This window comes from Lacticaseibacillus casei DSM 20011 = JCM 1134 = ATCC 393 (genome assembly GCF_000829055.1).
GTDB lineage: Bacteria > Bacillota > Bacilli > Lactobacillales > Lactobacillaceae > Lacticaseibacillus > Lacticaseibacillus casei.
The window spans coordinates 459,776-484,035 of record NZ_AP012544.1; the positions used below are offsets into that span (position 1 = coordinate 459,776).

Below are 24,260 nucleotides of genomic sequence, written 5' to 3' on the forward strand. Positions count from 1 at the left end.
GTTAAACTAGCGGCATTTTAACCATGATTAGGGAAAAAGACAATTAAAGTGCCTTGAAGTCGTGGAGGAAAAGTGAACGGTTACAGTTGGCGTCCTCTTAGTCAACCTTTTAAGCGCAATTCAATTAGCGATCATCTTGATGTGGTCGCGGATCAAAGCCATGGAGTTGTCCCTTAAACTCATCCGGAAATGAACTGACCGGCGTGTGGTGTTCCCAGCTAGCCGCAACCTCTTCATCAACCGGTTCGGCATGCTCACTGTAGTCCAAGCCCATTTTTTCAGCGGCAGGGGACACGCGGATACTGACGAATCGGGACAGTACAACGGTAATGATGGTGACCATTGCCCCGACCAGGACGATGACAATCAACGTGCCGGCTAACTGGATCAGCAGCAGGTGCCAGCCGCCGTTATAGGCCAGACCGGCGTGGGCGATGTTCGGCGCGACCTGTTTGCTGGCGAAAACACCGGTCAGAATGCTGCCGACAATGCCTGCCACACCATGACAGCCGAATGCATCCAAGGTGTCATCGATCCCGAGGCGTGGTTTGATTTTGCTAATAAACCAGTAGCTGGCTAACGTTGCCAAAACGCCGATGCAGGTAGCGCCAAAACTTGTGACATAGCCAGTTGCGGGCGTGATGCCGACTAGGCCACACAAAGCGCCGGTGCAAGTGCCAATCAAGGTTGGATGCCCGGTTTGCCAGATGTCGAGACACATCCATGTAACCAACGCTGCCGCCGCGCCGACCGAAGTTGTCAAGGCGGCGGTCATGGCAGCTTGATTGACGCCCAGCGCAGACCCGGCATTAAAGCCATACCAGCCGATCCATAAAATCGCGGTTCCCAGCAACACCCATGGTCGATTATAAGGAACCGTGTGCTCGTCAGTCCGGCGCCCGAGAAACGCGGAGAGGGTCAGTGCGGTGATCCCCGCATTGATATGGATCACCGTCCCGCCGGCAAAATCGAGAACGCCGAGACCCGCCAGCAAACCATCAGGACTCCAAATCAAATGCACCAGCGGATAATAAACCAGCAGTGACCACAAAACGATGAACCAGGTCAGAAATTTAAAATGCATCCGCCCGACAACTGCCCCGACAAATAAAGCCGGCGTGATGATCGCAAACATCATCTGGAAAAGAATATAAACCCCGGTCGGAATCCGCGCCGCTGTGACCGCGCCAAGCGAAATGTCACTCAGGAAAAAATGATGTACCTGACCGATGACGCCAAATAGATTACCGTTAAAACTCAGTTCGTAACCAACGGCGACCCACAATAAAATGGCAATGCCGGTGATATAAAAGACCGAAAGCATGGTATTAATCACGTTGCGTTTAGAAACAAGCCCACCATAAAAGAAGGCTAGGCCCGGCGTCATAAACCAAACCAGTACACTCGCAATGATCACAAACCCTGTGTCGGCTAAATTCATCTGTGCCACCCCGTTCATCTTGAATGGTGGTATTGTAGCACGGGTTTTTGCCGAAGCAGGGTTACGCCGTCTAGTATTTATCTAGACCAATGTACGATTGAATTATACGCTTGCTGATGTTAAAGGGTTTTTCGGGTTGCAAAAAATTATTTTCTGCGTTAGGTTATGTGACACCAGAACTTGACGGTCGATGGGGACAATTGATTTTCGACACATTGGTCTATATAAATTTGAGGTAAAAGAACGAAATTGCTAGGAAAGTGGCTGGGGCAGAATTCAAAATGGCAATATAAAACGAACATACTCCATTGGTGAGCTGTGAGTATGTTCGCTATTTGTTTCACTAAGAGTAATTCGTTAGGGACATCGCTATGTCAGCGCCAAAGCGGAGCAATCGTAGGCCAGAGGGGGCTCAGCTGTGAAATTGGTCTTAAACGGGTGGTTTTCCCTTTTTAGGCCAAGGCCGAGCTTTGAAACCGCGGTTTTTGCGGGTTCAAAGTCGTGCCCACAGCGTTCCAGCCCCCTCTGGCCGGAGATTGCGGAGTTTGGCACGGCAAGGATTAAAAAATTCAGATTTTTAAAGCTCACCATCCGCAATCTGCCCAAGCACGGATTTAGACGGAATAAAGAACAGTTCACCGGTCAATGGCGTCGAGAAGTCGAGTAAGCGGTCGGAGTTGTCGAACATACCTTGCAACATCCGCTTGGTGACGGCCCAGTGACGGGCATAGCCGATGAAATAAGTACCGTTGATTTTTTCGGCAGGATTGCTGAAGGGGACGTTCATGCGCACGATCTTATGCTCCACGCCGCCTTCGTTGTCTTGAGACACAACGTTGTGCGAGTTGACCAGTTTCTCTTCATCGGCTAACTCAAAATCATTGAACTTCTTACGACCGATGGCTTTTTCCTGATCCTCCGTTTTGAGTTTGTTCCAGGCATCGAGGTTATGTTGGTATTTCTGGGCGAAGGCATACGAACCATTTTCAAACGCCGGATCTTCATCGCCGATCACCGCGTATTCCGGTGTGTCCAGTGCACTGGGATTTTACGTGCCGTCGACAAAACCAATGATGGCGCGCCCTTCAAAGTAGCGGAAGCCATGGGTTTCATCGAGGGTGACTGTGTTGTCGCCGATGATTTCCATGATTTCGGACATCAATTCAAATGGCACGGCGGAGTTTTGTGACCGGATATGGAAGAATAGATCCGCCGGGGTGGCAACAGCGGTGTATTTAGGTCCCACAATTGGCTGGAATGCTTCTAACTCTTTTGGCCGTTCGGCATCGGGGAAAAGATAATCCCACGCCTTCCGCGAAAAGCCGAAAGCCGTTGCCAGTTTTGCATCAGGATAACGAATATTCAGACTATTAATGAACGCCGACAGATGATCCGCCAAATTGGCAATCATCTCCTTGTCGCTTGCGACGTCTTCCCGCTTAAGATCAAACGTTGCAAAGATAATGTCTGACCCTGCATCTTTATACACATCCTGTACATCCCGTAAATCAATTGCCATTCTTTCTCCTCCAAACTAGAATCATTTTAATCTGGTTTTAGTTTAGCATAGCAGGTAGGGATTGCAACGATTTTCACCTGGACAGGAGGATTTGGTTAAGAAGCTGTAGTGACGGTCGTGAAGGCTGTCAGTAGCCGCTATCATTGAACTTTTTTCGTTAAACGTCCACGCAGAGTCGGGGGCCCCATTCGTGCGTTTTAAACCGTTGCCATGGGTGGTAAAGTAAGAACAAAGGTTGTGATGTTTTGACAATGACAATAATGGATCAAGTCGAACTCGTCATTCGACTGCTGGTCGCAGCGTTTTGCGGGTTTGCCATTGGGTTTGAACGCAAAAATCGCTTTAAAAATGCCGGTATCCGAACGCACATGATTGTCGCGCTGGGTTCGGCACTGATTATGATTGTTTCTAAGTATGGTTTCTTTGATATTTTGAATTTGAAAAATATTGCGTTGGATCCTTCCCGGGTCGCGGCGCAGATCGTCAGCGGTGTCAGCTTTCTTGGTGCCGGCGCGATTCTGGTGCGGCACAACAACGTCAATGGCTTGACGACCGCTGCTGGTGTCTGGACCACGGCTGCTGTCGGGATGGCGATTGGTGCCAAACTGTATATTCTGGGTTTGTCGGCGACGGCGCTCGTCTTGGGCATTCAGGTAGTCCTGCATCACCATTATCGTTGGCTGCCAAGTGGCGACAATGGGGTTTTGACGATTCGGATTCGCAATGAAGGCTTTGATATGGAACACATGCGCCAAACGCTTGGCAAGTATCATATCAAAGTCTTGAATGTCTCCATCAAGCACGAAGGCGATGAAGTGAAAATGAGTTTACATGTTGAAAGCAGGGCCAACGAAGATATGCGGCGACTGCTGATGTTCTATGCTGACAACCCTAATATTATTTCCATCGAGTTTTAGCCAGTTGGCCGAACTGATAGCGTTTGGCGAAACAGCGTTATTTGTGAAACCCGCGATAATCTGATAATATATGTAGAAATCTTTTAAGCGAGGTATGAAATTGCTCACAGTAAACAATGTTTCGATGACGTTCTCGGACCGGAAGCTGTACGAAGACGTTAACCTGAAATTCACGCCCGGTAATTGTTATGGCATTATTGGTGCCAACGGGGCGGGAAAATCGACTTTTCTCAAAATTCTTGAAGGCGAGCTGACGCCGACGACCGGATCTGTCAGTCTATCACCTAATGAACGCATGAGCAGCCTGAAACAGGATCACTTTGCGTTCGATGATCAGACTGTTATGAACACTGTTTTACAGGGTTGGGAACGCCTGTACCAAGTGATGACGGAAAAAGACGCGCTTTACGCTAAAGCGGACTTCAGTGAAGCAGACGGGAACAAGGCTGCCGAACTTGAAGGCGAGTTCGCGGAAATGGACGGCTGGAACGCGGAAAGCGACGCGTCGCAATTGTTGCAGTCGCTGGGTATTCGGGAAAGCGAACACCAGAAACTCATGGCCGATCTGCCTGAAGGGGAGAAGGTCAAGGTGCTTTTGGCGCAAGCGCTGTTCGGTAAGCCGGACGTCTTGTTGCTGGACGAGCCGACTAACGGTCTTGATCCCCAAGCAATTAGCTGGCTGGAAGACTTTTTGGCGGACTATGAGCATACCGTGTTGGTCGTTTCACATGACCGGCATTTTCTGAATGCGGTTTGTACCATGATGTGCGATGTTGATTTTGGCAAGATCGAACTTTACGTCGGCAACTATGACTTTTGGAAGCAGAGTTCCGAGCTGGCGTTGCAGCTGCAGAGTCAGGCTAATGCCAAAAAAGAAGAACAAATCAAGCAACTGCAGGAATTCGTTGCCCGCTTTTCGGCCAATGCATCCAAGTCGAAGCAGGCTACTTCGCGTAAGAAGCAGCTTGAAAAGATTACCTTGGACGATATTCGGCCGAGCTCCCGTAAGTACCCGTATATCAAGTTTGAACCTGAGCGGGCGATCGGGAACGACTTGTTGCGGGTGGAGAATGTTTCCAAGACGATTGACGGCCAGCAGGTACTGAAAGATGTCAGTTTCATTTTGCGGCCGGGTGATAAAACCGGCATTATCAGCCGCAGCGATGTGACGGCAACGGTGCTGATGCAGTTGCTGGCAGGTGAGATGGAGCCGGATAGCGGCACGATTACCTGGGGTGTCACAACCAGCCGTGCGGCGATGCCTAAGGATTTAAATCCTGAATTTGATCACGCTGACCTTAATATTCTGGATTGGTTGCGCCAATTTGCGCCGCAAGATGAGCAGGATAATACGTTCTTGCGCGGGTTCCTCGGGCGAATGCTTTTCTCCGGTGATGAGGTGCTTAAGCAGTTGAATGTCTTGTCTGGTGGCGAAAAGGTGCGGTCGTATCTGGCGAAGATGATGCTGAGTAAAGCCAATGTGTTGATCTTGGACGATCCGACCAACCATCTTGATTTGGAAAGTATTACTAGCCTGAATGATGCGTTGATTGATTTTAAAGGTTCCGTGATTTTCACTAGTCATGATCACCAGTTCATCCAGACCATTGCGGATCATATTATCGAAGTCGGGCCATTGGGTGTTGTTGATCGGGCTGACACGAGTTATGACGAGTTTATGCAGCATGAGACGGCGCAGAAGCAAGTGGAAGCTATTTATCCGGAGTCGTTGCGGCAGGCATAAGGTTTAGGCAATGAGTTCCGTGTCGTGCCAAACTCCGCAATCTCCGGCCAGATGGTGTGGCGACGCGAAGCTAGAGCGGAGACGGCGCTTTGAGCCAGAAAACCGCTGTCTCAAAGTCGCCTAACAACATCAGCGACAAAATCGGTCGCTGTGTTGTTTCCACTGCTGAGCCCCATCTGGCCTCCGATTGCTCCGCCTTGGCACTGTTGCTTTTTAGGAACACAACAAAATATTCTTTAGGAACAGACGAATTAACCCTCCGCAAATATTAGCGGAAGTTGATTCGTCTATTTTTTTGTCTTTTATCTTTGCACGAGGGATAATATCATTAGATTTGTGTGATAATGACCGGCATAGACCCGTGACCTGGTGCATAAGAAGGGATGATCGATATGACCCAACCCGTGATAATCTTGCTTGGTGTTGGCGGCTTTGCTGTTGCCGTCGTTGTGCTTAATCTGCTGTTGGCGTGGCGGCGTCAGGCGAAGTTGAAGCAGCAGCTGCTTGCTGACTGGGGGACGTTGCCGGTTAAGCGTGGTGGTAGCGAGCGTTATTTGAAGGCGGCGTATCTTGATCACGAGGCGCAGGTTGAGCATGACTGTCTCATTGATGATTTGACGTGGCGGGATTTGGACATGTTTGAGGTGTTCAAACAGCTTAACGCCACGCAGAACAGCGTTGGTGCGGAGCGGGTGTATGCCCAGTTGCGGGCTTACGACTTGGGCAAGCCTGATGTTAACGAAACGTTGATTGACTTTTTTCGGACGCACGCCGAGGAGCGGCTTAAAGTTCAGCTTGCGTTTGCCGGTTTGGGCACGGAAGCGGCGAATAATAGTCAGCATTATCTCCGCACCACGACACAAGCGGCCCTGCCTCATGCTTGGCGCTTTAAGGTTTTAGGCGGGCTGCCGGTTGTGGGCTTGCTCCTGATTCCGTTGTTGCCAGCAATTGGGGTGGCACTGGCGACGTTGAGCCTCATGGTGAATCTTTTTTATTACGTTTTGAAAAGAGAGGCACTGGACGCCGAAGTGATGGCGATGGAGTATCTGGTGCGCACGATTGTGACGGCCGAGCATCTCGTTAAAATTACCCAACCAACGCAGGCTGCTTTGCGCACCGCGTTGAAGCCGATGCGCGGAATCACGCGGCTTGCCTTTGTTTTCCGCACGCGTGATAACAGCAGTGCCGATATGATGACCGAATATTTTAGTAGTATGTTTATGCTGGGGTTTATTGCCTATAACAACGTGCTGACGCATTTGCACAATCGGCATGCCGAGGCGTTAACTTTGTGGCAGGCGTTAGGTGACTTGGAGTTGGCGATTGCAATTGCTAATTTTCGCGAGGCGCACGCTAGCAGCAGCCAACCTGTTTTTGCGGATGGCGGGCTGACGGCGAAGGAGCTGGTCCACCCGTTGCTCAAGCATCCGGTGGCTAATCCGGTTGATTGGCAGAAGAACGCCTTGATTACCGGTGCCAACGCGTCTGGTAAATCAACGTATGTCAAAAGCATCGCCGTCAACGCGATTCTGGCGCAAACGATCAATACAGTTTTGGCGAAGGACTTCTCGATCCAACCGGGTTTGGTGATTACGGCCATGGCGATTCGGGATGATTTAAGTGAAGGCGACAGCTATTTTGTGGCTGAAATCAAGGCGATTCATCGGCTTTTAAATGCGGTTGCCACCAACAAGCGAATTTACGGCTTCACTGACGAAATTCTGAAGGGCACCAACACGGTCGAGCGGATTGCCGCATCGGCCAGTGTGATCAACTGGTTGAGCCACTATCCCAGTTTGGTGGTGGTCGCGACGCATGATAACGAGCTGACCGATATCATGGGCGAACAATGCGTCAATTGGCATTTTCAGGAAAAGGTAACCAAAAAAGATGGCGTTGTCTTCGATTACCTGCTGCATCAAGGCCCGGCAACCTCGCATAATGCGATCACCTTATTGGCCACAATGGCGTATCCGGAGACGTTGATCAAAGACGCGCGGACGCTTGCGGCTGATTTTGAACGGACCAAAGCATGGCCGAGATATCGACAAGGAGGCATTCAGGCGTGACAATAGCCAATCAAATTTTTGAAGCAGTTCGGCGTGATCCGGCCAACGCAGACTTCACTGCGCAGGGATGGGATCCGCTTTACCACATCGAGCCAGACGCAACCATTCTGATTGCGAGTCAGGCGCCAGGACGGAAAGCGCAAACCACGAAAACTTATTGGAATGATCCAAGCGGTGATCGTTTGCGCACTTGGATGGGCGTGACGAACGACCAATTTTATCACAGCGGCAAAATCGCCGTTCTGCCGCTGGACTTTTATTATCCAGGAAAAGGCAAGTCAGGGGATTTACCGCCACGTAAAGACTTTGCGGCTAAGTGGCATCCCCCGTTGTTGGCACTGATGCCACACATCCAATTGACCATTGTGATCGGTGCCTATGCGCAGAAGTACTACCTAGGCAAACGCCGGGAAAAGACGCTGACGGCGACCGTCAAAAACTTCCGGGCATATCTGCCGACCCACTTTCCCATCGTCCATCCTTCGCCGTTGAATTACGGCTGGGTGAATCGCAATCCGTGGTTCATGGATGAGGTCGTGCCGGCGCTGCAGGAGCGGGTGGCGCGGTTGATGAAGTGATTCGGAACTCAAAAAATGACAGCAAGTACCGAAAATGATAATGTGTTTTTAGAGTAAAGTATAAGTGCCATTTGAAGATCACCGCGGCTTAGTCACCCGCAATGTTGACAAGATCGTTCGAACGGTTGGCGGCTCCCTTCTAGGAAGCCGTTTTTTAGTGCCAAAAACAAGATTATAATGTGGTCAGACTAGTTGCCTAATATTATTTTTCGCCATTGAGGAACATAGCTAAATGCCTAGGGCCGATTCTTAGTGGCCGTAACACGCTTCATTCACAGATGTGGGGCAGAAGAATCGTTTAATAATACGGCAGTTTCATTTTCAATCGGCTTTTTCCTCATCAATGCGGAAAAAGCCGATATGGTCGTGAAACCGGTTACATATTATGCTGGTTCATGTAAGGAGGAGGATCAAACATGACAACAGGGTTGCCTAAAAACTTTTTATGGGGCGGTGCAGTTGCTGCCCATCAGCTGGAAGGTGCTTGGCAAGAAGACGGCAAAGGGGTCAGTGTTGCCGATGTTATGACGGTGGGTGGTCCGAAAAAAGCGCGGACAATCACGGACGGCGTGGTTCCGGGAGAATACTATCCGAACCATGATGGGATCGATTTTTATCATCGCTACAAGGAAGATATTGCTTTGTTTAAGGAAATGGGCTTCAACAGTTTTCGAACCTCGATTGCGTGGACGCGGATTTATCCAAATGGAGACGAGACTCAGCCAAACGAAGCAGGTTTAAAGTTTTACGATGATCTCTTTGACGAACTATTGAAGAACGGCATTGAACCGGTTGTTACCTTGTCACATTTTGAATTACCGTACCACCTTGTAACTGAATATGGCGGGTTTAGAAATCGCAAGTTAATTGAATTTTTTGTTCGATTTGCTACTACCTGTTTCGAACGGTATAAGAACAAGGTTAAGTACTGGATAACATTTAACGAAATTAACAATCAGGCAAATTTTGTCGATGATTTTGCACCATTCACCAACTCGGGTTTACGTTATCAACCTGGTGATGATCGGGAGGCTATCATGTATCAGGCGGCCCACAATGAATTGGTTGCCAGTGCAGAGGCCGTTCAAATCGGTCACGCGATCAATCCAACGATGCAAATCGGCTGCATGATCGCGATGGGTCCGATTTATCCTTACAGCATGAATCCTGAAGACGTGTTGTTGGCGCAAAAGGCGATGGAGCACAATTACTACTTTGCTGACGTACACGTGCATGGTGACTATCCGGCAACGTTGCTCAAGTATTGGGAGCGCAAAGGCATTACGCCTGAGATCAGTGCTGAAGACCGCCAGATTCTGAAAAATGGCACAGTCGATTATATTGGGCTTAGTTATTACATGTCGCACGCTGTTAAAAAGGACTCTGCTAGATCCTTTGACGATCTCGATTTAAAGCAAGTGGTCAAAAATAATTACCTGAAGGCTAGTGATTGGGGTTGGCAAATTGATCCGCGCGGGTTGCGTCACGCGCTGAATTGGCTGACAGATCGGTATCGCAAACCGTTGTTCATTGTTGAGAATGGCTTCGGCGCGTATGACAAAGTTGAAGCGAATGGTCAGATTCACGATTCATATCGCATCAATTATTTACGCGCACATATTGAACAAATGAAACTGGCAGTGGCTGAAGATGGTGTCGATTTGATAGGTTACTTACCGTGGGGCCCGATTGACCTAGTTTCTGCCGGAACCGGCGAAATGGACAAACGTTATGGCTTCATTTACGTTGATAAGGATAACCAAGGCGAAGGAACGCTTGCTCGTAGCCGTAAAGATTCATTTTTCTGGTACAAACAGGTCATTGCGTCAAACGGTGAGAATCTGAATTAAGGTAATGGCGGTCGACAGTGTGATCGCTGGCCGTCAAGTAGGGAAGGAAGACTGTATCGTGAAAAAAGCATTGATCATCTGTGCAGCAGGAATGTCGTCATCCATGATGGCAAAGAAAACCACAGATTACTTTAAGGCACACAGCAAAGACATTCAGTTAGATGCTGTCACAGCAACTGAAGGTGAAGATGAAATCCGCAACGGCGACTTCGATCTTTTCCTGATTTCACCACAGACCAACATGTATCTGGATAACTTCCAGAAAGTTGGCAAAGAGGTAGGAAAACCAGTTGTCAGCATTCCATTTGATGCTTACATTCCAATTCCAATGGGGATCGAGAAAATGGCAAAGTTGGTTGAAAAAAATCTCTGAAGTTATCTTTTCTTCAGGTCGGCAATGACAACACGCTTATGTAAAAAGCCGCGAAGCAAAGACTGGATTGAGGAGGCGTCAGTATGAAACAGAAAGAGCGCGAGTTATTGCTTTATCTCGTTGAGAATCAGGATCAATATGTCACGAGTAAAGACTTGGCAAACACACTTTTGATGACGCCTAGGACGGTCCGAAGCTATGTTAAAAGTTTAAAAGCCATGATTGAGAAATATGGTGCGAGTCTTGAAGCGAAGCCGAGTTTCGGTTATCGCTTACATATTCTCCACCCGGTCGCGTTTGATCTGTTTTTAAATCAGCATAAGGTGTTAAGTCCAAAAGTCAATGATACTGTGACGGCCTCCGAGTCGATTGATCGCCAGAATTATATTCTCAATAAGCTGCTAATCGAAGACGAGGCCTTACTCATGGATGATCTCGCTGAACGGCTATTCGTCAGTCGCTCGACGCTTTCAAAAGACTTGATTTCTGTTCGTGAAAAGTTGGAGCCTTATGCGCTGCATCTTGAGAGTAGGGCGAACAAGGGCTTTTATGTTGTCGGAACGGAACGCAATCGCCGGCATTTCATTCTGGATTATTTCTTTAGCCATGGCCAGAATAACTTTCAACGGTTTATGGAAAATAAGTCTTTCTTTGCCGATGTCAGTTTTGAACAGCTGACGATCGTCGTGATTGATGAATGTCGGGAAGCTAGTCTGCGTTTGTCGGATTTTATCATTCAAAATATTGTCTTGTACCTGGCACTCAGCATCGAGCGGGTCCGAAAAGGAAACAGTTTGCCTCCTGTAAAGGTTGAACAAGCGCCAGAACATCAACGGCATTATGCGGTGGCTGAGCGGATCATGGAACGGATCGCCAGAAGTACCGGGTTGCAGTTTTCGGAAAGTGAAGTTGCCTATTTAGCGATTCAGCTTGTTGCGATGGCAAAGGGAAGCCCGCAAGACTCGAACGACCAGGCTCTTTGGAAGGACATGGATCAAGTACTCAGGCGAATCGAAGCCGAGACAGGTTATCCGGTGAGCACGGATTATTCATTAAGAAAAAGTCTGGCCGAACACATCAAGCCGATGTTAGTACGGCTGCAGCAAGGCATTCAGCTAAAAAATCCATTGTTAAAAGAAATCAAGACCCACTGTCCGCAATATTTTGCTGACACCAAGCGCTTTCTAGGAATGTCAAAAATATTGTCTGCGTACACGATTAACGATGACGAAACGGCCTATATGGCAATGCATCTCATGGCAGCAGTCGAAAAGTATCATAATGCTCATAAACTACGGACCTTGATTATCTGTGCCACCGGTTATGGCAGTGCGGAGTTACTTAACAATCGCGTGCAAAAGGAGTTTGGCGAGACGCTGAATATTGTCGGGGTCAAAGGTTATTACGAAGTCGATGACGAAAGTTTGGCTGACGTTGATCTGATCATTTCAGCGATTGATTTATCGACCCAGGTGCTGCGTGTCCCAGTCATCCAGGTCAGTGTCTTCTTGGGTGAAATGGATGTCCGGGCGATTCGTCAATTTTTGGAGACGCATAATCGCCCACATGGGAAAGCAACTTCAAAAGTCGAGGCTATTGCTGCTGTCGATAAAAGCATTTTTGATCAATTTACAGATTCTAGTCGATTTGTACGGTGGACAGAGCCAGTTAATCGAGAAACTGTTTTAAATCGACTCTGCGCCCAAGTAGCGCTTCTTGAGCCGGCTAATTTTGCAGACGAGTTAAAAGCTCAAGTACATCAACGCGAACAGATGAGCAGCATTACATTTAGTCAAAAAATCGTTGTTCCTCATCCGGCGATGCCAATCGGCCAATTTACCCAAATTGCCATTGGCATCATTCCTGCGGGATTAAAATGGTCCGAAAGCTTCCCAGCTGTCCAGCTCGTGTTTCTTCTGTCACCTTCTTATTTGGGGAATCGAGGGCTGACCTCAATCACCCAGACAATTGTTGCGTTGACTGACCATGCGGATTGGCAAGCGTCATTAGTGGCAGCCTCAGATTTCAAAAGTTTTCGTCACCGCTTTTTACAAATGATGGAGGAGGAATAAGTGCCGATGAATTCAGATGATATTCAATTAATTGCATTTGAAATTATTTTGCATAGCGGTAATTCACGAACCATGATTCATGAGGCGTTCGCGGCTATGCGTGTTGGCGATTTTGACAAAGCCGATGAACGATTGAAGGCTTCAAATGACGAATTATTACTAGCACACCAATCACAAAGCGATCTCTTAAAGAAATATGCCGGTGGCACAAAGATCGAGATGGAGATCATTTTAGTTCATGCCCAGGATCACTTGATGACCACGATGACATTACGCGAAGTTGCGTTGGAAATGGAGCATCTTTATCGTAATCAGGCTGCTGCAGGGGAGTTGAAAAACAATGAACCGGAAGATAAAGGCAAGTGAGAACGTACAAACACAAACAACGACTATTGATAAAAATCGCCAAGCACTTAGTTTGCAAAGTATGCGGTTCAATCGATTTTTGGGTATTCGCTATCTAACCGCTGTGTTCTTCTTTGCTAATCTTTGGTGGGCAATTATTGCTAACAATCTTTGGAGCAAGTGGCTGCCAGTGGGGTTGATGATGCTTGCAATTCCGGTGATTTATGAACAAATTAAACTCTTTGGAACCCCTACGCATTACTTGCCATATACCACGCTTTATTTCTGGTGCCAAACAGGGGTGAACATTGGCCTCAGTATTTTGATCGTGACGCCACTATTTAATGCGTTATACCCCTTCATTCGCGATACGAATAACAATCGCGGTGTTGTTCTTTTGATTTTGATGGTCGGTATTGGCCTTGGCGGCTGGTCTTTACGGCGACTGAATTTGATTAAACAGGACAAGGATCGATTTTATGGTCGCTTGAAGGCTTATCAAGCAACACTTCACAAGTAACAAACTTTGCGGCGCAGAAGCTTTTCAACACAAGATGGTTAAATGTCGGTCATGAGATTTAGGACCATTAGGTGTCATTCTTGATGCCACCGCAAGTGTCACCGCGTTGGCTCGCTCATAAACGAGGAGGAATCAGTAATGGAAAATAACGGGCGCTTTTTCAACTTTATGACGAAGACCTTACTTAAACCCATGTCGAAGGTTGCCCAGTATCGGATTGTACGTGCGGTCATGGCAGCCGGCATGGCAAGTATTCCTTTCACAATTGTCGGCTCAATGGTATTGGTTCTTAATGTTATTCCCTTAGTTTGGCCGGTGACAGCCGGTTTTTGGAATGCCACCTTTATGAAGTTCAGTGATCTTTATATGGTTATCAACACAGCGACCATGGGCATCTTAGCAATGTACTTTGCACTGGCGATCGGCTATGAGCTGACCAGAATCATTCAAACAGAGGATAAGCTAAAAGTTGCACCACTAAATGGTGCGTTCTTGTCACTTTTTGCCTTTTTCATGTGTTTACCTGAACTGGTTGTCAAGGGCGGAAAGATCATTCTACTCAACTCTATTACTTCAAAAGAGAAAGTGATCAATGGGTTTCGAATGACGGCAACGATCGATCGTTTGGGAACTTCAGGCATTTTCACAGCAATTATTATGGCGATTGTGGCTGTCTATTTATACAAGTTTTGTGTCAAGCATAATTGGACGATTAGAATGCCGGAAGCTGTCCCTGAAGGTGTTTCCCGTTCTTTCACTGCTTTGATTCCAACCGCTGTCATTGCCCTTGTTGTGATGGTCATCAATGGTTCGCTTGTCTTGTTGGGGACGGATATTTTCAAAATGATTTCAATTCCGTTTAGTTTTGTCACCAATCTGACGAGTACATGGATCGGCGTCATCATCATCGAATTCTTGATCCATGCCCTGTGGATTGTCGGTATTCATGGTGCAAACATTATCAGTGCCTTTATCACTCCAATTTTATTGACGAATATGGCCGCTAATGCAAAAGGTGCACATATTCCGTTTGCCGGGGAATTCAACAACTCATTTGCCATTATGGGTGGCTCCGGTGCCACACTCGGCCTTTGCCTTTTCATTGCCTTTGCTGCACGCTCGGAACAGCTGAAGGTTTTGGGGAGAGCGTCTTTGGCACCAGCATTTTTCAACATCAACGAACCGCTGATTTTCGGCTTGCCAATTGTTTATAATCCATATCTGGCGATTCCATTTTTCTTGGCACCGATGGCAAGTGCTTCATTGGCCTACGCCGCCTTTTATTTCCGATTAATCAATCCGATCATCACACAGGCACCATGGCCATCACCAATTGGCTTCGGCGCATTGATCAGTACCGTTGATATACGAGCGGTGATTGTAGCCATCTTGTGCGGCATCGTGGCATTTCTCATTTGGTTTCCGTTTATTAAACTGTACGATGCTAAATTGGTCAATGACGAAAAGCAGGTTGCTGCTGGAAAAGAGGCTGAAGCATAGCACTCTCAATCGCATGACTATCGTTGTATAGCCAAAAGGAAGCTGTTCGCAAGATGCTGGAACAGTTTCAGCTTATTAGGAGCATGCTTTTTAGATGATTCAAACGTATACAAAAAACCGACATCAATCGCGATGTCGGTTTTTGTGGTTCAAATCAAGTGATAGATTATGGCAAAGCTGCAAAGATCAGCGCGCCAGCCACGCCGCCTGCCAGTGGGCCTAAAACCGGTACCCAGGCATATGGCCAGTCGGAGTCGCCTTTGTTGGCAATTGGTAAAATGGCGTGCGCCAACCGCGGGCCAAGGTCTCGGGCCGGGTTAATGGCATAACCGGTGGTGCCGCCAAGTGATAAGCCAATCGCGGTGATCAGGATGCCGACGCCGATTGGATTCAGACCATCTGTCCATTTGCCTTTGGTGAAGGCTAACAGTCCGAAAATCAAGACGGCAGTTCCAATGAACTCGGAAATGAAGTTGGCCGCGTAACTGCGAATGGCCGGACCGGTAGCAAAGACGCCTAAGGTTGCTGCGGGATCCTTGGTGGCTGCCCAGTGCGGGTAGTAATGCAACCAGACAGCAGCTGCTCCGAGCAACGCACCCAGTAACTGGGCGATGATAAATGGCATGACCCATGCCCAGGGGAATTTGCCAATCGCAGCAAATGCTACGGTGACTGCGGGGTTAAGGTGTGCCGGTCCTAAGAAAGCTGCGGTATAAACGCCCATGGTCACGGCCAATCCCCACCCTAAGGTAATGGCAACCCAGCCAGCACCATTAGCTTTGGATTTGTTCAGTGACACGCCTGCGACGACACCATCGCCGAGGAGGATTAAAACGAAGGTACCAATGAATTCACCTAATGCTTGTGTCCACATATGCGTGCCCCTTTCTAGGCTTGAGGAGCCGAAGCCGGCGCCTTCTTCAAGTCATCCAACCGACTCTCACTGATCGCTTGTTCCAAATCAGCCAACTGTTGTGCCTTTGTGGCTTCGTCCCAACCCAAGATGCGGGCCATTTCGTCTACCACCGGCTGTTTCAAGTCAGCCAGCGTTTCGGCATGGAAAAGAATGGCATTGGTCCGGCGCAACAGGTAATCAACCGGCGTCAGCGTCATTTCTTCATTGATTGAATAGCGCAGACTCATGGTTTCCTTGAGACTCAGACCCGGTGCCGGCTGGCCGTCAGCATACGTGACCACGCGACTGATGTTGGAGCCGTAGCGATTGGCAAGGTCGGCTGCGTCTTTTTCCGGCATTCCGGCGTCAATTCCAATCCGGGTGTAGAAAGCAATCGTATCGTCAACGTTGGTCGGATCAAAATGACCGCCGGAGACTTGAAGCTTTTTAGAATCAACGGTGCGGGTTTCGGTCGCAAATTTTTCAGCCAAGACACGACGAATCAAGGCGAGGGCGCCAGCCGCCATTTTCCGGTAGTCGGTAATTTTTCCACCGGACAGCGTGATCATGCCGTCATCGGCTTGGTGAAGCGAACTGCCGCGGGAAATCTGGGATGGGCTCAAGGACGCTTCGGCATGGGCGGTTTCTAGTTTGGAAATGGCGTGCTCAACATCGGAGCGGGTTGCCTGGTTGTCTTCGTAATCGTTAACGACTTTGACCAAGGCTTCGAACGAATCATCGGAAACTTTACCGGTATTGGCGCCACCGCCGTTATAATCGGAGCTGCCGTTATTGGCAATCAGTGGACGCAGACCGGCCCAGCTGGCTTCGATGTCGTCAATTGTAATGTGGCTTTCCGGGAAGCGCTTGTTGATCACTTTCAGCAGATAATCCACATCGGCTTGTTCTACGCGTGGATGCTTGAAGTCGCCGGTATAATCGGTATCGGTCGTGCCAAAATAAGTCTTGCCTTCACGTGGTACCACGAAGAACATCCGGCCGTCATTCAAACCGGTATCCATGTAGGTCGGTTGCGGTACCGGCAGACGGGAACCATCGACAACCAAATGAACCCCTTTAGTTGGGCGCAGGGTTGGGGCCTGATTTTCGTTCTTATCGAGCGCTTTAAACTTGTCGGACCATGGCCCGGTGGTGTTGATCACGAGTTTGGCATGAATATCGAATTCGCTGTCATCCAAAAGATCCTTAACACGCAAACCGATGACTTGGCCAGCATCATTGTGCAAGACGCCGATCGCCTTCACGCGGCTAGCCATGAGCCCACCGAGTTCAGCCGCTTCTTTGATGTTTTCGATAACCAGGCGAGCATCATTGTTTACGAAGTCGAGGTAAACGCCACCGCCTTGCAGGCCATCTTTTTCCAGCTGCGGTTCACGCTGTAGAATTTCATCTTTCGTAACGGTGTAGTTGGCGTATTGCGAGCCTTCAACGTTTGCCAGTCGATCATAAAGATCCATTGCGATTTTGATGCTGAACATGTCGAAAGTGCTGCCAGGTTCTTGGAAAATCGGCAGTAACATCGGGAATGGCCGTGGAATGTGTGGGGCAATGCCTTGAACAACCGCGCGTTCCTTGACAGTATCGGCAACCACACCAACATCAAACGTCTTGAGGTAACGAATGCCGCCATGGACCAGTTTGGTCGAACGTGAGCTAGTTCCTTCAGCAAAGTCCTGCATTTCGATCAAGCCGGTCTTGATGCCACTTGCGGCCGCCTGAATCGCAACCCCAGCACCGGTAATGCCGCCACCGACAACCAGAAGATCCAGTTCGTTTTGCTTTAATTGTTCAATCGTTTGTTTGCGGGTTTCACTTGAAAATGCCATTTTAATAAGCTCCTTTTGAATAATGATTGAATGATATTTTTAAAAAGAATTAGTTGTGTTTGTCCGTATGCTTGTACATCTGGGTGGCGGCAACGGCTTGCTTCCAGCCTTCGTACAGATAATCACGGTCGACGGCGTCCATTTGTGGTTCGAACCGCTTGCCGACCTTGACAATGCTTTGCAGTTCATCGGTGTTGTTCCAGAAACCTGTGGCTAAGCCGGCAAAGAAAGCAGCGCCCATCGCGGTGGTTTCAAGGTTAGCGGCCCGTTCGATCGGAATCCCTAGAATATCGGCCTGGAATTGCATCAGGTAATCATTATTGGCAGCCCCGCCATCAACGCGCAGTGCCGGAATCGGCATACCGGTATCGGCGTTCATTGTGTCGACAACATCGCGGGATTGATATGCAAGCGATTGCAAAGTTGCCTTAATAAAATCTTCGCGGGTCGTGCCGCGGGTAATACCAAAAATGGCACCGCGGGCATCGGAATCCCAGTAAGGAGCCCCTAAGCCGGTGAAGGCAGGAACCACATAGACTTCATTTTGACTTTTTGATGCCAAAGCGGCGGCTTCCGAATCACTTGAGCGTTCAATCATTTTCATCGCGTCGCGCAGCCATTGAATGGCACTTCCGGCAACGAAGACCGAGCCTTCAAGTGCGTAAGTGACTTTGCCATCAAGACCATAGCCAATAGTGGTCAGCAGGTTGTGATTGGAAAGGGTTGGTTTGTCGCCGGTGTTCATGACAATGAAGGCACCGGTTCCGTAAGTGTTCTTGACCATACCTGGTTGAATCGCCAACTGACCGAACAAAGCGGCTTGCTGATCCCCGACCATGCCGGCGATCGGAACCGTGCTGCCGAAGAAGTGATAAGCAGCGGCATCGCCATAAATTTCCGAGTTACTGCGGACTTCCGGCAACATTTGCTTAGGAATGTTTAGAATGTGCAGAATCTCGTCGTCCCAATCTAACTTATGAATGTTAAATAGCATGGTTCGGGAGGCGTTGGTGTAATCCGTCACGTGAATAGCACCACCGGACAGCTTCCAGGAAAGCCAGGTGTCGATCGTTCCAAAAAGCAGTTCACCTTTTTCCGCACGTTCCTGGGCACCCGGAACGTGATCCAGAATCCAGCGAATTTTGGTTGCTGAGAAGTAAGAATCAATCAGCAGGCCTGTAGCATCGTGAATAAGATCGTCGTATCCATCGGCTTTGAGCTGATCAGCAATCTCGCTGGTTTGCCGTGATTGCCAGACAATGGCGTTATAAATCGGTAAGCCCGTTTGCTTATCCCAGACAACCGTGGTTTCCCGCTGATTCGTGATGCCGATTCCGACGATTTGCCGCGGCTGAATATGTGATTCAATGAAAGCCGTGGCGATCGTTGATAGGGCAGCGTTCCAGATTTCGTTAGCGTTATGCTCTACCCAACCGGGATGCGGAAAATACTGCGGAAACTCGCGTTGTGCATCCGCCACTTTTTGCCCATTATGGTCGATGATGATGGTCCGGGTGCTGGTCGTTCCTTCATCAATCGCTAAAATATATTGTTGTTCGTTTGTCACGATTAGCTACCTCCAGTGAAATATAATTGCACACAATGAAAACGTTTCCGGTAATAGTTATACCCGATCGCCGGGACGAATGCAAGTATTATGCTTATATAAATCATAAGTTATTTTAACCATAAGACCTATATTCGCTATTGAGAATATAGATTGCTTGTTTTTCGGTGAAACTGCGCCCCGACTAAACAGAAAACCCGGCATGGCGGCCGGGTTAGGTAGGGCTGATTAGATGAGTTGTTTGAGTTGATAAATGTGATCAAAAATCTTGTCTTCCTGTCGCCGGTCGTCCCAAGAGAAGTTGTGCATGGTGCTGTTCGGCCGGTTGATTTTTTTGTACAGAACCGTTGGATTGTAAGCATACTTGCCGCGGGTATGGGCAACATATTCGGCGGTGAAGTCATAGTCTTCAGCAATCCGAAACTGCTCTTTGTAGCGAATGTTGCCGGCGTCCAAAGCGGTGTGGGAAAAGGCTTTGTTCCAGATATACCCGCCGATTTCCGTTCCGTGATGGGAAACCTGTTCAAACATTTCGGCCTGGGACAATAAGCGGAAGCGATCAGGACCGCCGCGGCTGCGATGCCACCAATCGTAACCAACCGCGGTCGCAACGACGCCTGGGGTGAAACCGCGCACGAGTGTCTCGGCAAAAGTCGGCGCGATCAAATCGTCACCATCAACGAAAGCAATAAACCGACCACTGGCATGATCAATCCCAAAGTTGCGGGCTGTGCCAATACCACGATGACGATCAAAAGCCGTAGCATGGTAATTTGGCACGCCGCGCACAAAATCGGCCGCTGTTTGAGCCGTCCGATCTGTTGAAGCATCATCGATGAGCCACAGTTCCACATCAATTGTTTGTTCCTGAATGGTTTTAAGGGTAGCCGGCAGATACCGGCCAAGATTGTACGTTGGCACAATGATGGTTAAATCCAAATTTGTCATAAAAACCAAAACCTCTTTGGCGGCACCGCAATCATTCACGGCGCCTAAGCGGTTGAATCATTGCAATATTGGATCTTTGCTTTGATCATTATCGTCAGATTTTGGTAGGCGTCAATTAAAACGACTTGGTTGCCCGCAAGCACGCTGATCAACTTGGCATAAGCAGCAGTGGGATATTAAAATTTTAGTAAAACACAACTAGATAACACAGCAAGGGACGGACATATGCCTCAATCCAAATAAAATATTTTGACAATAGCGCTTCCATTTGCGCAACTTTTTTAGTAAAATAAAAACGGTTACAAAAATCGCGAACAAATTGACTTATCTGTTTTAAATATAGGAGGAATTCAGAGTGAACAGTACAGATGTCACGAAAGGTTTTACGGAGCAATTTGGTAAGCAGGCGGAGCATACGTTCTTCGCGCCGGGACGGATTAACCTGATCGGCGAACATACCGATTACAATGGCGGGCACGTTTTCCCTTGCGCGATTTCGCTTGGTACTTATGCCGCAGTTGGTGCGAATGAAGACAATGCGTTCCGGTTGTATTCAGCTAACTTCCCGAAGGTTGGTATTATCGACATTCCGTTCCCGAATCTTTTCCAGGAAAAGCGCGGTTTGTGGACGGATTATTTCCAGGGTATGGCGCGCGTGATGAAGACGGCGGGGATTAATTATACCCACGGCCTGAACGTTTATATTAATGGTAATTTGCCGGATGGCGCCGGCTTGTCGAGCTCAGCTTCATTGGAAATGCTGGTCGGCACGATTCTGAACAATCTTTTTGATGGCGGATTCGCCCCGTTGGATTTGGTTAAGTTCGGTGTGAAAGTCGAAAACGATTATATCGGCGTTAACTCCGGGATCATGGATCAGTTTGCCATCGAAATGGGCCGCGCCAACCAAGCAACCTTGCTGGACACGAACACGATGAAATACGAGTATCTGCCGGTTGAAATGGGCGATAACGTCATCGTCATCATGAACACCAACAAGCGTCGCGAATTGGCTGATTCCAAGTACAACGAACGCCGCAGTGAATGCGAAAAGGCTTTGGCGATGCTGCAAAAAGGCATCAAAGTAAAGAGTCTAGGTCAGCTGACTGAAGACGAATTTGACGAAAATACCTACCTCATTTATGACCCGATTCTGATCAAACGTGCCCGCCATGCGGTTTTTGAAAACCAACGGACACTGACGGCAGCACAAGCATTGCAAAAAGGCGACCTGACGACCTTCGGCAAGCTGGTTTCCGCCTCTGGGGTTTCCTTGGCCTTTGATTATGAAGTTACCGGCGTTGAACTCGATACTTTGGTAACCAACGCCTTGAAACAGCGCGGCGTCTTAGGGGCACGGATGACCGGTGCCGGTTTTGGCGGCTGCGCGATTGCGATTGTCAACAGCGCTGACGTTGAGGACTTTATTAGTAACGTTGGCAAGGCTTATACTAAAAAGATCGGCTATGATGCCCACTTCTATGTGGCAGACATTGCCGACGAAGCTAAGCAGTTAAACTAGCGCTGACAAGATATCAGTCAACGCAGACGGATGCGGAAGCAAAAAGTAAAGGAGAAAATATTAACATGACAATTGCAGTTTTAGGTGGCGCAGGCTACATCGGTTCACATACGGTTAAGCAACTATTGGCTGACGGGGAAGATGTTATTGTTTTAGACAACTTGATTACCGGTCATCGCAAGGCGGTTGATCCGCGCGCCCGGTTTTATCAAGGCGACATTCGCGATTACCACTTCCTGAGCCAAGTCTTCAGCAAGGAAAAGATCGACGGCATCGTGCACTTTGCGGCCTTTTCGATTGTGCCGGAATCCATGAAAGATCCGCTGAAGTATTTTGACAACAACACCGGTGGCATGATCACGCTGCTTGAAGCGATGAACCAGTTTGGCATTAAAAAGATTGTCTTCTCATCGACCGCTGCTACTTATGGCGAACCGAAGCAGGTGCCGATTAAGGAAACCGATCCGCAAGTGCCAACCAACCCATACGGCGAAAGCAAACTGGCCATGGAAAAGATCATGCATTGGGCCGACATTGCTTATGGTCTGAAGTTTGTTGCGCTGCGGTACTTCAATGTGGCTGGGGCAATGCCGGATGGTTCGATTGGTGAAGATCACCATCCGGAAACGCACTTGATTCCAATCATCTTGCAGGTTGCGGCAGGTACTCGTACCGGTCTGCAAATCTATGGCGATGATTATCCAACCAAGGACGGCACCAATGTTCGTGATTATGTGCATGTCGTTGATTTGGCTGATGCGCACGTGCTGGCATTGAAGTATCTGAACGCGGGCAATCAGTCATCGGCCTTCAATATCGGCTCCGCTCATGGCTTCTCGAACTTGGAGATTTTGAATGCTGCCCGTAAAGTAACCGGACAGAAGATTCCGGCAACCATGGCACCGCGGCGTGCAGGCGACCCAAGTACCTTAATCGCCAGTTCAGACAAGGCCCGCGATATTTTGGGCTGGAAACCGAACTATGACGACATCGACAAAATTATCGAGACTGCCTGGAACTGGCATGAGAATCATCCGGAAGGCTTTGGTGACCGTAATTGACCGCAATTACCAATCATATTGAGACCATTATTAAGCTGAATCCTGATTATACCCACATGGACGCCGTGTACCTGACCAACAAGTTGCTGAACCTAATCGGGGATGCGGCACTGGACCTGCCAGGTGATGAGGATCCGTTGAAGAATCTGGATTTGATGGTTCAAGCTGCCCAGGATAACGGTAAAATTCCGGATTCACAGTCAGCCCGCCAGATTCTTGAAGCGCAGCTGATGGATTTTGCCACACCGACTCCGAGTCGCGTCAACCAAATGTTCTGGGATAAGTATCAGGCGGGTCCACGGGTCGCAACTGACTGGTTCTTTGCTTTAAGTCGGGCGAATAATTACATTCAAACCCGGGCGATTGCCAAGAACCTGGTCTTTCCGGCCAAAACCGAGTATGGCGATCTGGAAATCACGGTCAACCTCTCCAAGCCGGAAAAGGATCCGAAAGATATTGCCGCAGCAGCGCATGCTCAGTCTGGTTATCCGGCATGTGCGTTGTGCCTGCAAACGGAAGGTTATGCGGGTCGCAGTAATTTTGCCGCACGTACCAACCACCGGATTATCCGCTTCCTGTTAGGTGGGAAAACCTGGGGCTTCCAGTACTCGCCTTATGCGTATTTCAATGAGCACGCGATCTTTTTGGATGCCATTCATGAACCGATGGTGATCGATCAGAGCACGTTTGAAAATCTGCTGGCGATTGTGGCCATGTTCCCGACGTATTTTGTCGGCTCCAACGCTGACTTGCCAATTGTTGGCGGTTCGATGCTGGCTCACGAGCATTATCAAGGTGGCCGGCATACGTTTCCGATGGCTAAGGCACCGATTGAGACCCAAGTCGAGATTAGTGGACATCCACATGTTTTCGCCGGTATCGTGAAGTGGCCGATGAGCGTGATTCGCTTGGTCAGCGCTGATCGCGAAGAACTGGTGAATGCTGCAGAGCATGTTCGGCAGGTATGGGATCAGTATACGGATGAATCCGTTGACGTACGGGCGTTTGTGGACGGTAAGCCGCACCACACCGTAACGCCGATTGCCCGTCGTGTCGGCTCCGAATACCAGTTGGATTTGGTTTTGCGTGACAATCAGACCAGTAAGCAGTATCCTGACGGTATTTTCCACCCGCATCAGGATGTCCAACATATTAAAAAGGAAAATATCGGACTGATTGAAGTGATGGGACGTGCCATTTTACCGGCACGGCTCAAAACAGAATTGGCTGAAGTGCAAAAATATTTGTTGGGTGAAGCCAACGACATGAAGCCGATGCACAAAGCCTGGGCGGACCAGCTCAAGGCCAAATACCAGTGGACGCCGGAGAATGCAGAGGCCCAGCTGCAAGAAGCCGTGGGCCGCGTCTTCGCCCGCGTGCTGGAAGATGCCGGCGTGTTCAAACGCGATGAAATCGGCCAGGAAGCGTTTGGCCGCTTCTGCCGCACACTTTAAGCGCACCTTTTGGCAGCACAGTCAGGGAAACGGAGGGA

The 24,260-nt window shown here is 48.8% G+C and carries 18 protein-coding genes and 3 pseudogenes; 14 read left to right on the top strand and 7 right to left on the bottom strand.

The genetic code is table 11. The features are described 5' to 3' along the window. Positions 1 to 124: 124 nt before the first annotated feature. Complete coding sequence (locus LBCZ_RS02225; protein WP_025012758.1) at positions 125 to 1,441, bottom strand: ammonium transporter; 1,317 nt, start codon at positions 1,439 to 1,441, stop codon at positions 125 to 127. 371 nt (positions 1,442 to 1,812) lie between these two features. Here LBCZ_RS02225 and LBCZ_RS16665 point away from each other — a divergent pair. Continuing rightward, a pseudogene (locus LBCZ_RS16665) lies at positions 1,813 to 2,022 on the top strand (hypothetical protein). On the opposite strand, the pseudogene LBCZ_RS02235 reads toward LBCZ_RS16665, so the two are convergent. Continuing rightward, a pseudogene (locus LBCZ_RS02235) lies at positions 2,019 to 2,960 on the bottom strand (Dyp-type peroxidase). The pseudogenes LBCZ_RS16665 and LBCZ_RS02235 overlap by 4 nt on opposite strands. 251 nt (positions 2,961 to 3,211) lie before the next feature. On the opposite strand from LBCZ_RS02235, the gene LBCZ_RS02240 reads away from it, so the two are divergent. Continuing rightward, positions 3,212 to 3,877, top strand: coding sequence for an MgtC/SapB family protein (locus LBCZ_RS02240; protein WP_032958545.1), 666 nt, complete (start codon positions 3,212 to 3,214; stop codon positions 3,875 to 3,877). A 100-nt stretch (positions 3,878 to 3,977) separates the two neighbouring features. Beyond that, the gene (locus LBCZ_RS02245) at positions 3,978 to 5,621 is read left to right on the top strand and encodes an ABC-F family ATP-binding cassette domain-containing protein (RefSeq protein WP_025012756.1); all 1,644 of its coding nucleotides are present in this window, start codon (positions 3,978 to 3,980) and stop codon (positions 5,619 to 5,621) included. Here LBCZ_RS02245 and LBCZ_RS16670 read toward each other — a convergent pair. Continuing rightward, positions 5,594 to 5,825 (bottom strand): annotated as a pseudogene (locus LBCZ_RS16670) (hypothetical protein). The gene LBCZ_RS02245 and the pseudogene LBCZ_RS16670 overlap by 28 nt on opposite strands. Positions 5,826 to 6,013: 188 nt before the next feature. Between LBCZ_RS16670 and LBCZ_RS02250 the strand changes: the two are divergent. The 8 genes from LBCZ_RS02250 (at position 6,014) to celB (ending at position 14,928) form a co-directional block, all read left to right on the top strand. Next, entirely contained in the window at positions 6,014 to 7,690 is a 1,677-nt protein-coding gene (locus tag LBCZ_RS02250) for a MutS-related protein (RefSeq protein WP_025012755.1), read from the top strand. Continuing rightward, positions 7,687 to 8,268 (top strand): uracil-DNA glycosylase family protein, encoded by a 582-nt coding sequence (locus tag LBCZ_RS02255; protein WP_039639565.1) that lies wholly within the window; start codon positions 7,687 to 7,689, stop codon positions 8,266 to 8,268. The genes LBCZ_RS02250 and LBCZ_RS02255 overlap by 4 nt, the downstream gene beginning before the upstream one ends. 416 nt (positions 8,269 to 8,684) lie before the next feature. Next, positions 8,685 to 10,118, top strand: coding sequence for a 6-phospho-beta-glucosidase (locus LBCZ_RS02260; RefSeq protein ID WP_039639563.1), 1,434 nt, complete (start codon positions 8,685 to 8,687; stop codon positions 10,116 to 10,118). A 58-nt stretch (positions 10,119 to 10,176) separates the two neighbouring features. Further along, a complete protein-coding gene (locus LBCZ_RS02265) occupies positions 10,177 to 10,491 on the top strand; it encodes a PTS cellobiose transporter subunit IIB (RefSeq protein ID WP_010493446.1) in 315 nt (104 codons plus the stop codon). A gap of 83 nt (positions 10,492 to 10,574) precedes the next feature. Continuing rightward, a complete protein-coding gene (locus LBCZ_RS02270; RefSeq protein WP_039639561.1) occupies positions 10,575 to 12,563 on the top strand; it encodes a BglG family transcription antiterminator in 1,989 nt (662 codons plus the stop codon). A gap of 6 nt (positions 12,564 to 12,569) precedes the next feature. Next, a complete protein-coding gene (locus LBCZ_RS02275) occupies positions 12,570 to 12,929 on the top strand; it encodes a PTS cellobiose transporter subunit IIA (protein ID WP_025012754.1) in 360 nt (119 codons plus the stop codon). Beyond that, positions 12,904 to 13,428 (top strand): hypothetical protein, encoded by a 525-nt coding sequence (locus LBCZ_RS02280; protein WP_025012753.1) that lies wholly within the window; start codon positions 12,904 to 12,906, stop codon positions 13,426 to 13,428. Before LBCZ_RS02275 ends, LBCZ_RS02280 begins: the two co-directional genes overlap by 26 nt. Before the next feature lie 138 nt (positions 13,429 to 13,566). Beyond that, on the top strand, positions 13,567 to 14,928 hold the full coding sequence (gene celB, locus LBCZ_RS02285) for a PTS cellobiose transporter subunit IIC (RefSeq protein WP_025012752.1): 1,362 nt from the start codon (positions 13,567 to 13,569) through the stop codon (positions 14,926 to 14,928). A 166-nt stretch (positions 14,929 to 15,094) separates the two neighbouring features. Here celB and LBCZ_RS02290 read toward each other — a convergent pair whose 3' ends face one another. From LBCZ_RS02290 to LBCZ_RS02305, 4 genes are all read right to left on the bottom strand, one after another. After that, a complete protein-coding gene (locus tag LBCZ_RS02290; protein ID WP_025012751.1) occupies positions 15,095 to 15,802 on the bottom strand; it encodes an MIP/aquaporin family protein in 708 nt (235 codons plus the stop codon). Between the two features lie 14 nt (positions 15,803 to 15,816). Next, entirely contained in the window at positions 15,817 to 17,670 is a 1,854-nt protein-coding gene (gene glpO / locus LBCZ_RS02295; protein ID WP_039639559.1) for a type 1 glycerol-3-phosphate oxidase, read from the bottom strand. Between the two features lie 49 nt (positions 17,671 to 17,719). Beyond that, positions 17,720 to 19,237: a glycerol kinase GlpK gene (gene glpK / locus LBCZ_RS02300; protein WP_025012750.1), complete on the bottom strand. Its 1,518-nt coding sequence runs from the start codon at positions 19,235 to 19,237 to the stop codon at positions 17,720 to 17,722. Between the two features lie 228 nt (positions 19,238 to 19,465). Beyond that, positions 19,466 to 20,185 (bottom strand): glycosyltransferase family 2 protein, encoded by a 720-nt coding sequence (locus LBCZ_RS02305; protein ID WP_025012749.1) that lies wholly within the window; start codon positions 20,183 to 20,185, stop codon positions 19,466 to 19,468. 355 nt (positions 20,186 to 20,540) lie between these two features. Here LBCZ_RS02305 and LBCZ_RS02310 point away from each other — a divergent pair, with 355 nt between their 5' ends. From LBCZ_RS02310 to LBCZ_RS02320, 3 genes are all read left to right on the top strand, one after another. After that, positions 20,541 to 21,707, top strand: coding sequence for a galactokinase (locus tag LBCZ_RS02310; protein ID WP_025012748.1), 1,167 nt, complete (start codon positions 20,541 to 20,543; stop codon positions 21,705 to 21,707). Positions 21,708 to 21,772: 65 nt separating this feature from the next. Beyond that, positions 21,773 to 22,768, top strand: a complete 996-nt coding sequence (galE, locus tag LBCZ_RS02315; protein WP_025012747.1) for a UDP-glucose 4-epimerase GalE — start codon at positions 21,773 to 21,775, stop codon at positions 22,766 to 22,768. Then, positions 22,765 to 24,222: a UDP-glucose--hexose-1-phosphate uridylyltransferase gene (locus LBCZ_RS02320; protein WP_025012746.1), complete on the top strand. Its 1,458-nt coding sequence runs from the start codon at positions 22,765 to 22,767 to the stop codon at positions 24,220 to 24,222. Before galE ends, LBCZ_RS02320 begins: the two co-directional genes overlap by 4 nt. Positions 24,223 to 24,260 lie beyond the last annotated feature (38 nt).

What these genes read in the sequence shown, in the direction of transcription:
- LBCZ_RS02225 (WP_025012758.1), bottom strand. Translation starts at nt 1,441, where the DNA reads ATGAATTTAGCCGACACAGGGTTTGTGATCATTGCGAGTGTACTGGTT.
- LBCZ_RS02240 (WP_032958545.1), top strand. Translation starts at nt 3,212, where the DNA reads ATGACAATAATGGATCAAGTCGAACTCGTCATTCGACTGCTGGTCGCA.
- LBCZ_RS02250 (WP_025012755.1), top strand. Translation starts at nt 6,014, where the DNA reads ATGACCCAACCCGTGATAATCTTGCTTGGTGTTGGCGGCTTTGCTGTT.
- LBCZ_RS02260 (WP_039639563.1), top strand. Translation starts at nt 8,685, where the DNA reads ATGACAACAGGGTTGCCTAAAAACTTTTTATGGGGCGGTGCAGTTGCT.
- LBCZ_RS02270 (WP_039639561.1), top strand. Translation starts at nt 10,575, where the DNA reads ATGAAACAGAAAGAGCGCGAGTTATTGCTTTATCTCGTTGAGAATCAG.
- LBCZ_RS02275 (WP_025012754.1), top strand. Translation starts at nt 12,570, where the DNA reads ATGAATTCAGATGATATTCAATTAATTGCATTTGAAATTATTTTGCAT.
- LBCZ_RS02280 (WP_025012753.1), top strand. Translation starts at nt 12,904, where the DNA reads ATGAACCGGAAGATAAAGGCAAGTGAGAACGTACAAACACAAACAACG.
- celB (WP_025012752.1), top strand. Translation starts at nt 13,567, where the DNA reads ATGGAAAATAACGGGCGCTTTTTCAACTTTATGACGAAGACCTTACTT.
- LBCZ_RS02290 (WP_025012751.1), bottom strand. Translation starts at nt 15,802, where the DNA reads ATGTGGACACAAGCATTAGGTGAATTCATTGGTACCTTCGTTTTAATC.
- glpO (WP_039639559.1), bottom strand. Translation starts at nt 17,670, where the DNA reads ATGGCATTTTCAAGTGAAACCCGCAAACAAACGATTGAACAATTAAAG.
- LBCZ_RS02305 (WP_025012749.1), bottom strand. Translation starts at nt 20,185, where the DNA reads ATGACAAATTTGGATTTAACCATCATTGTGCCAACGTACAATCTTGGC.
- galE (WP_025012747.1), top strand. Translation starts at nt 21,773, where the DNA reads ATGACAATTGCAGTTTTAGGTGGCGCAGGCTACATCGGTTCACATACG.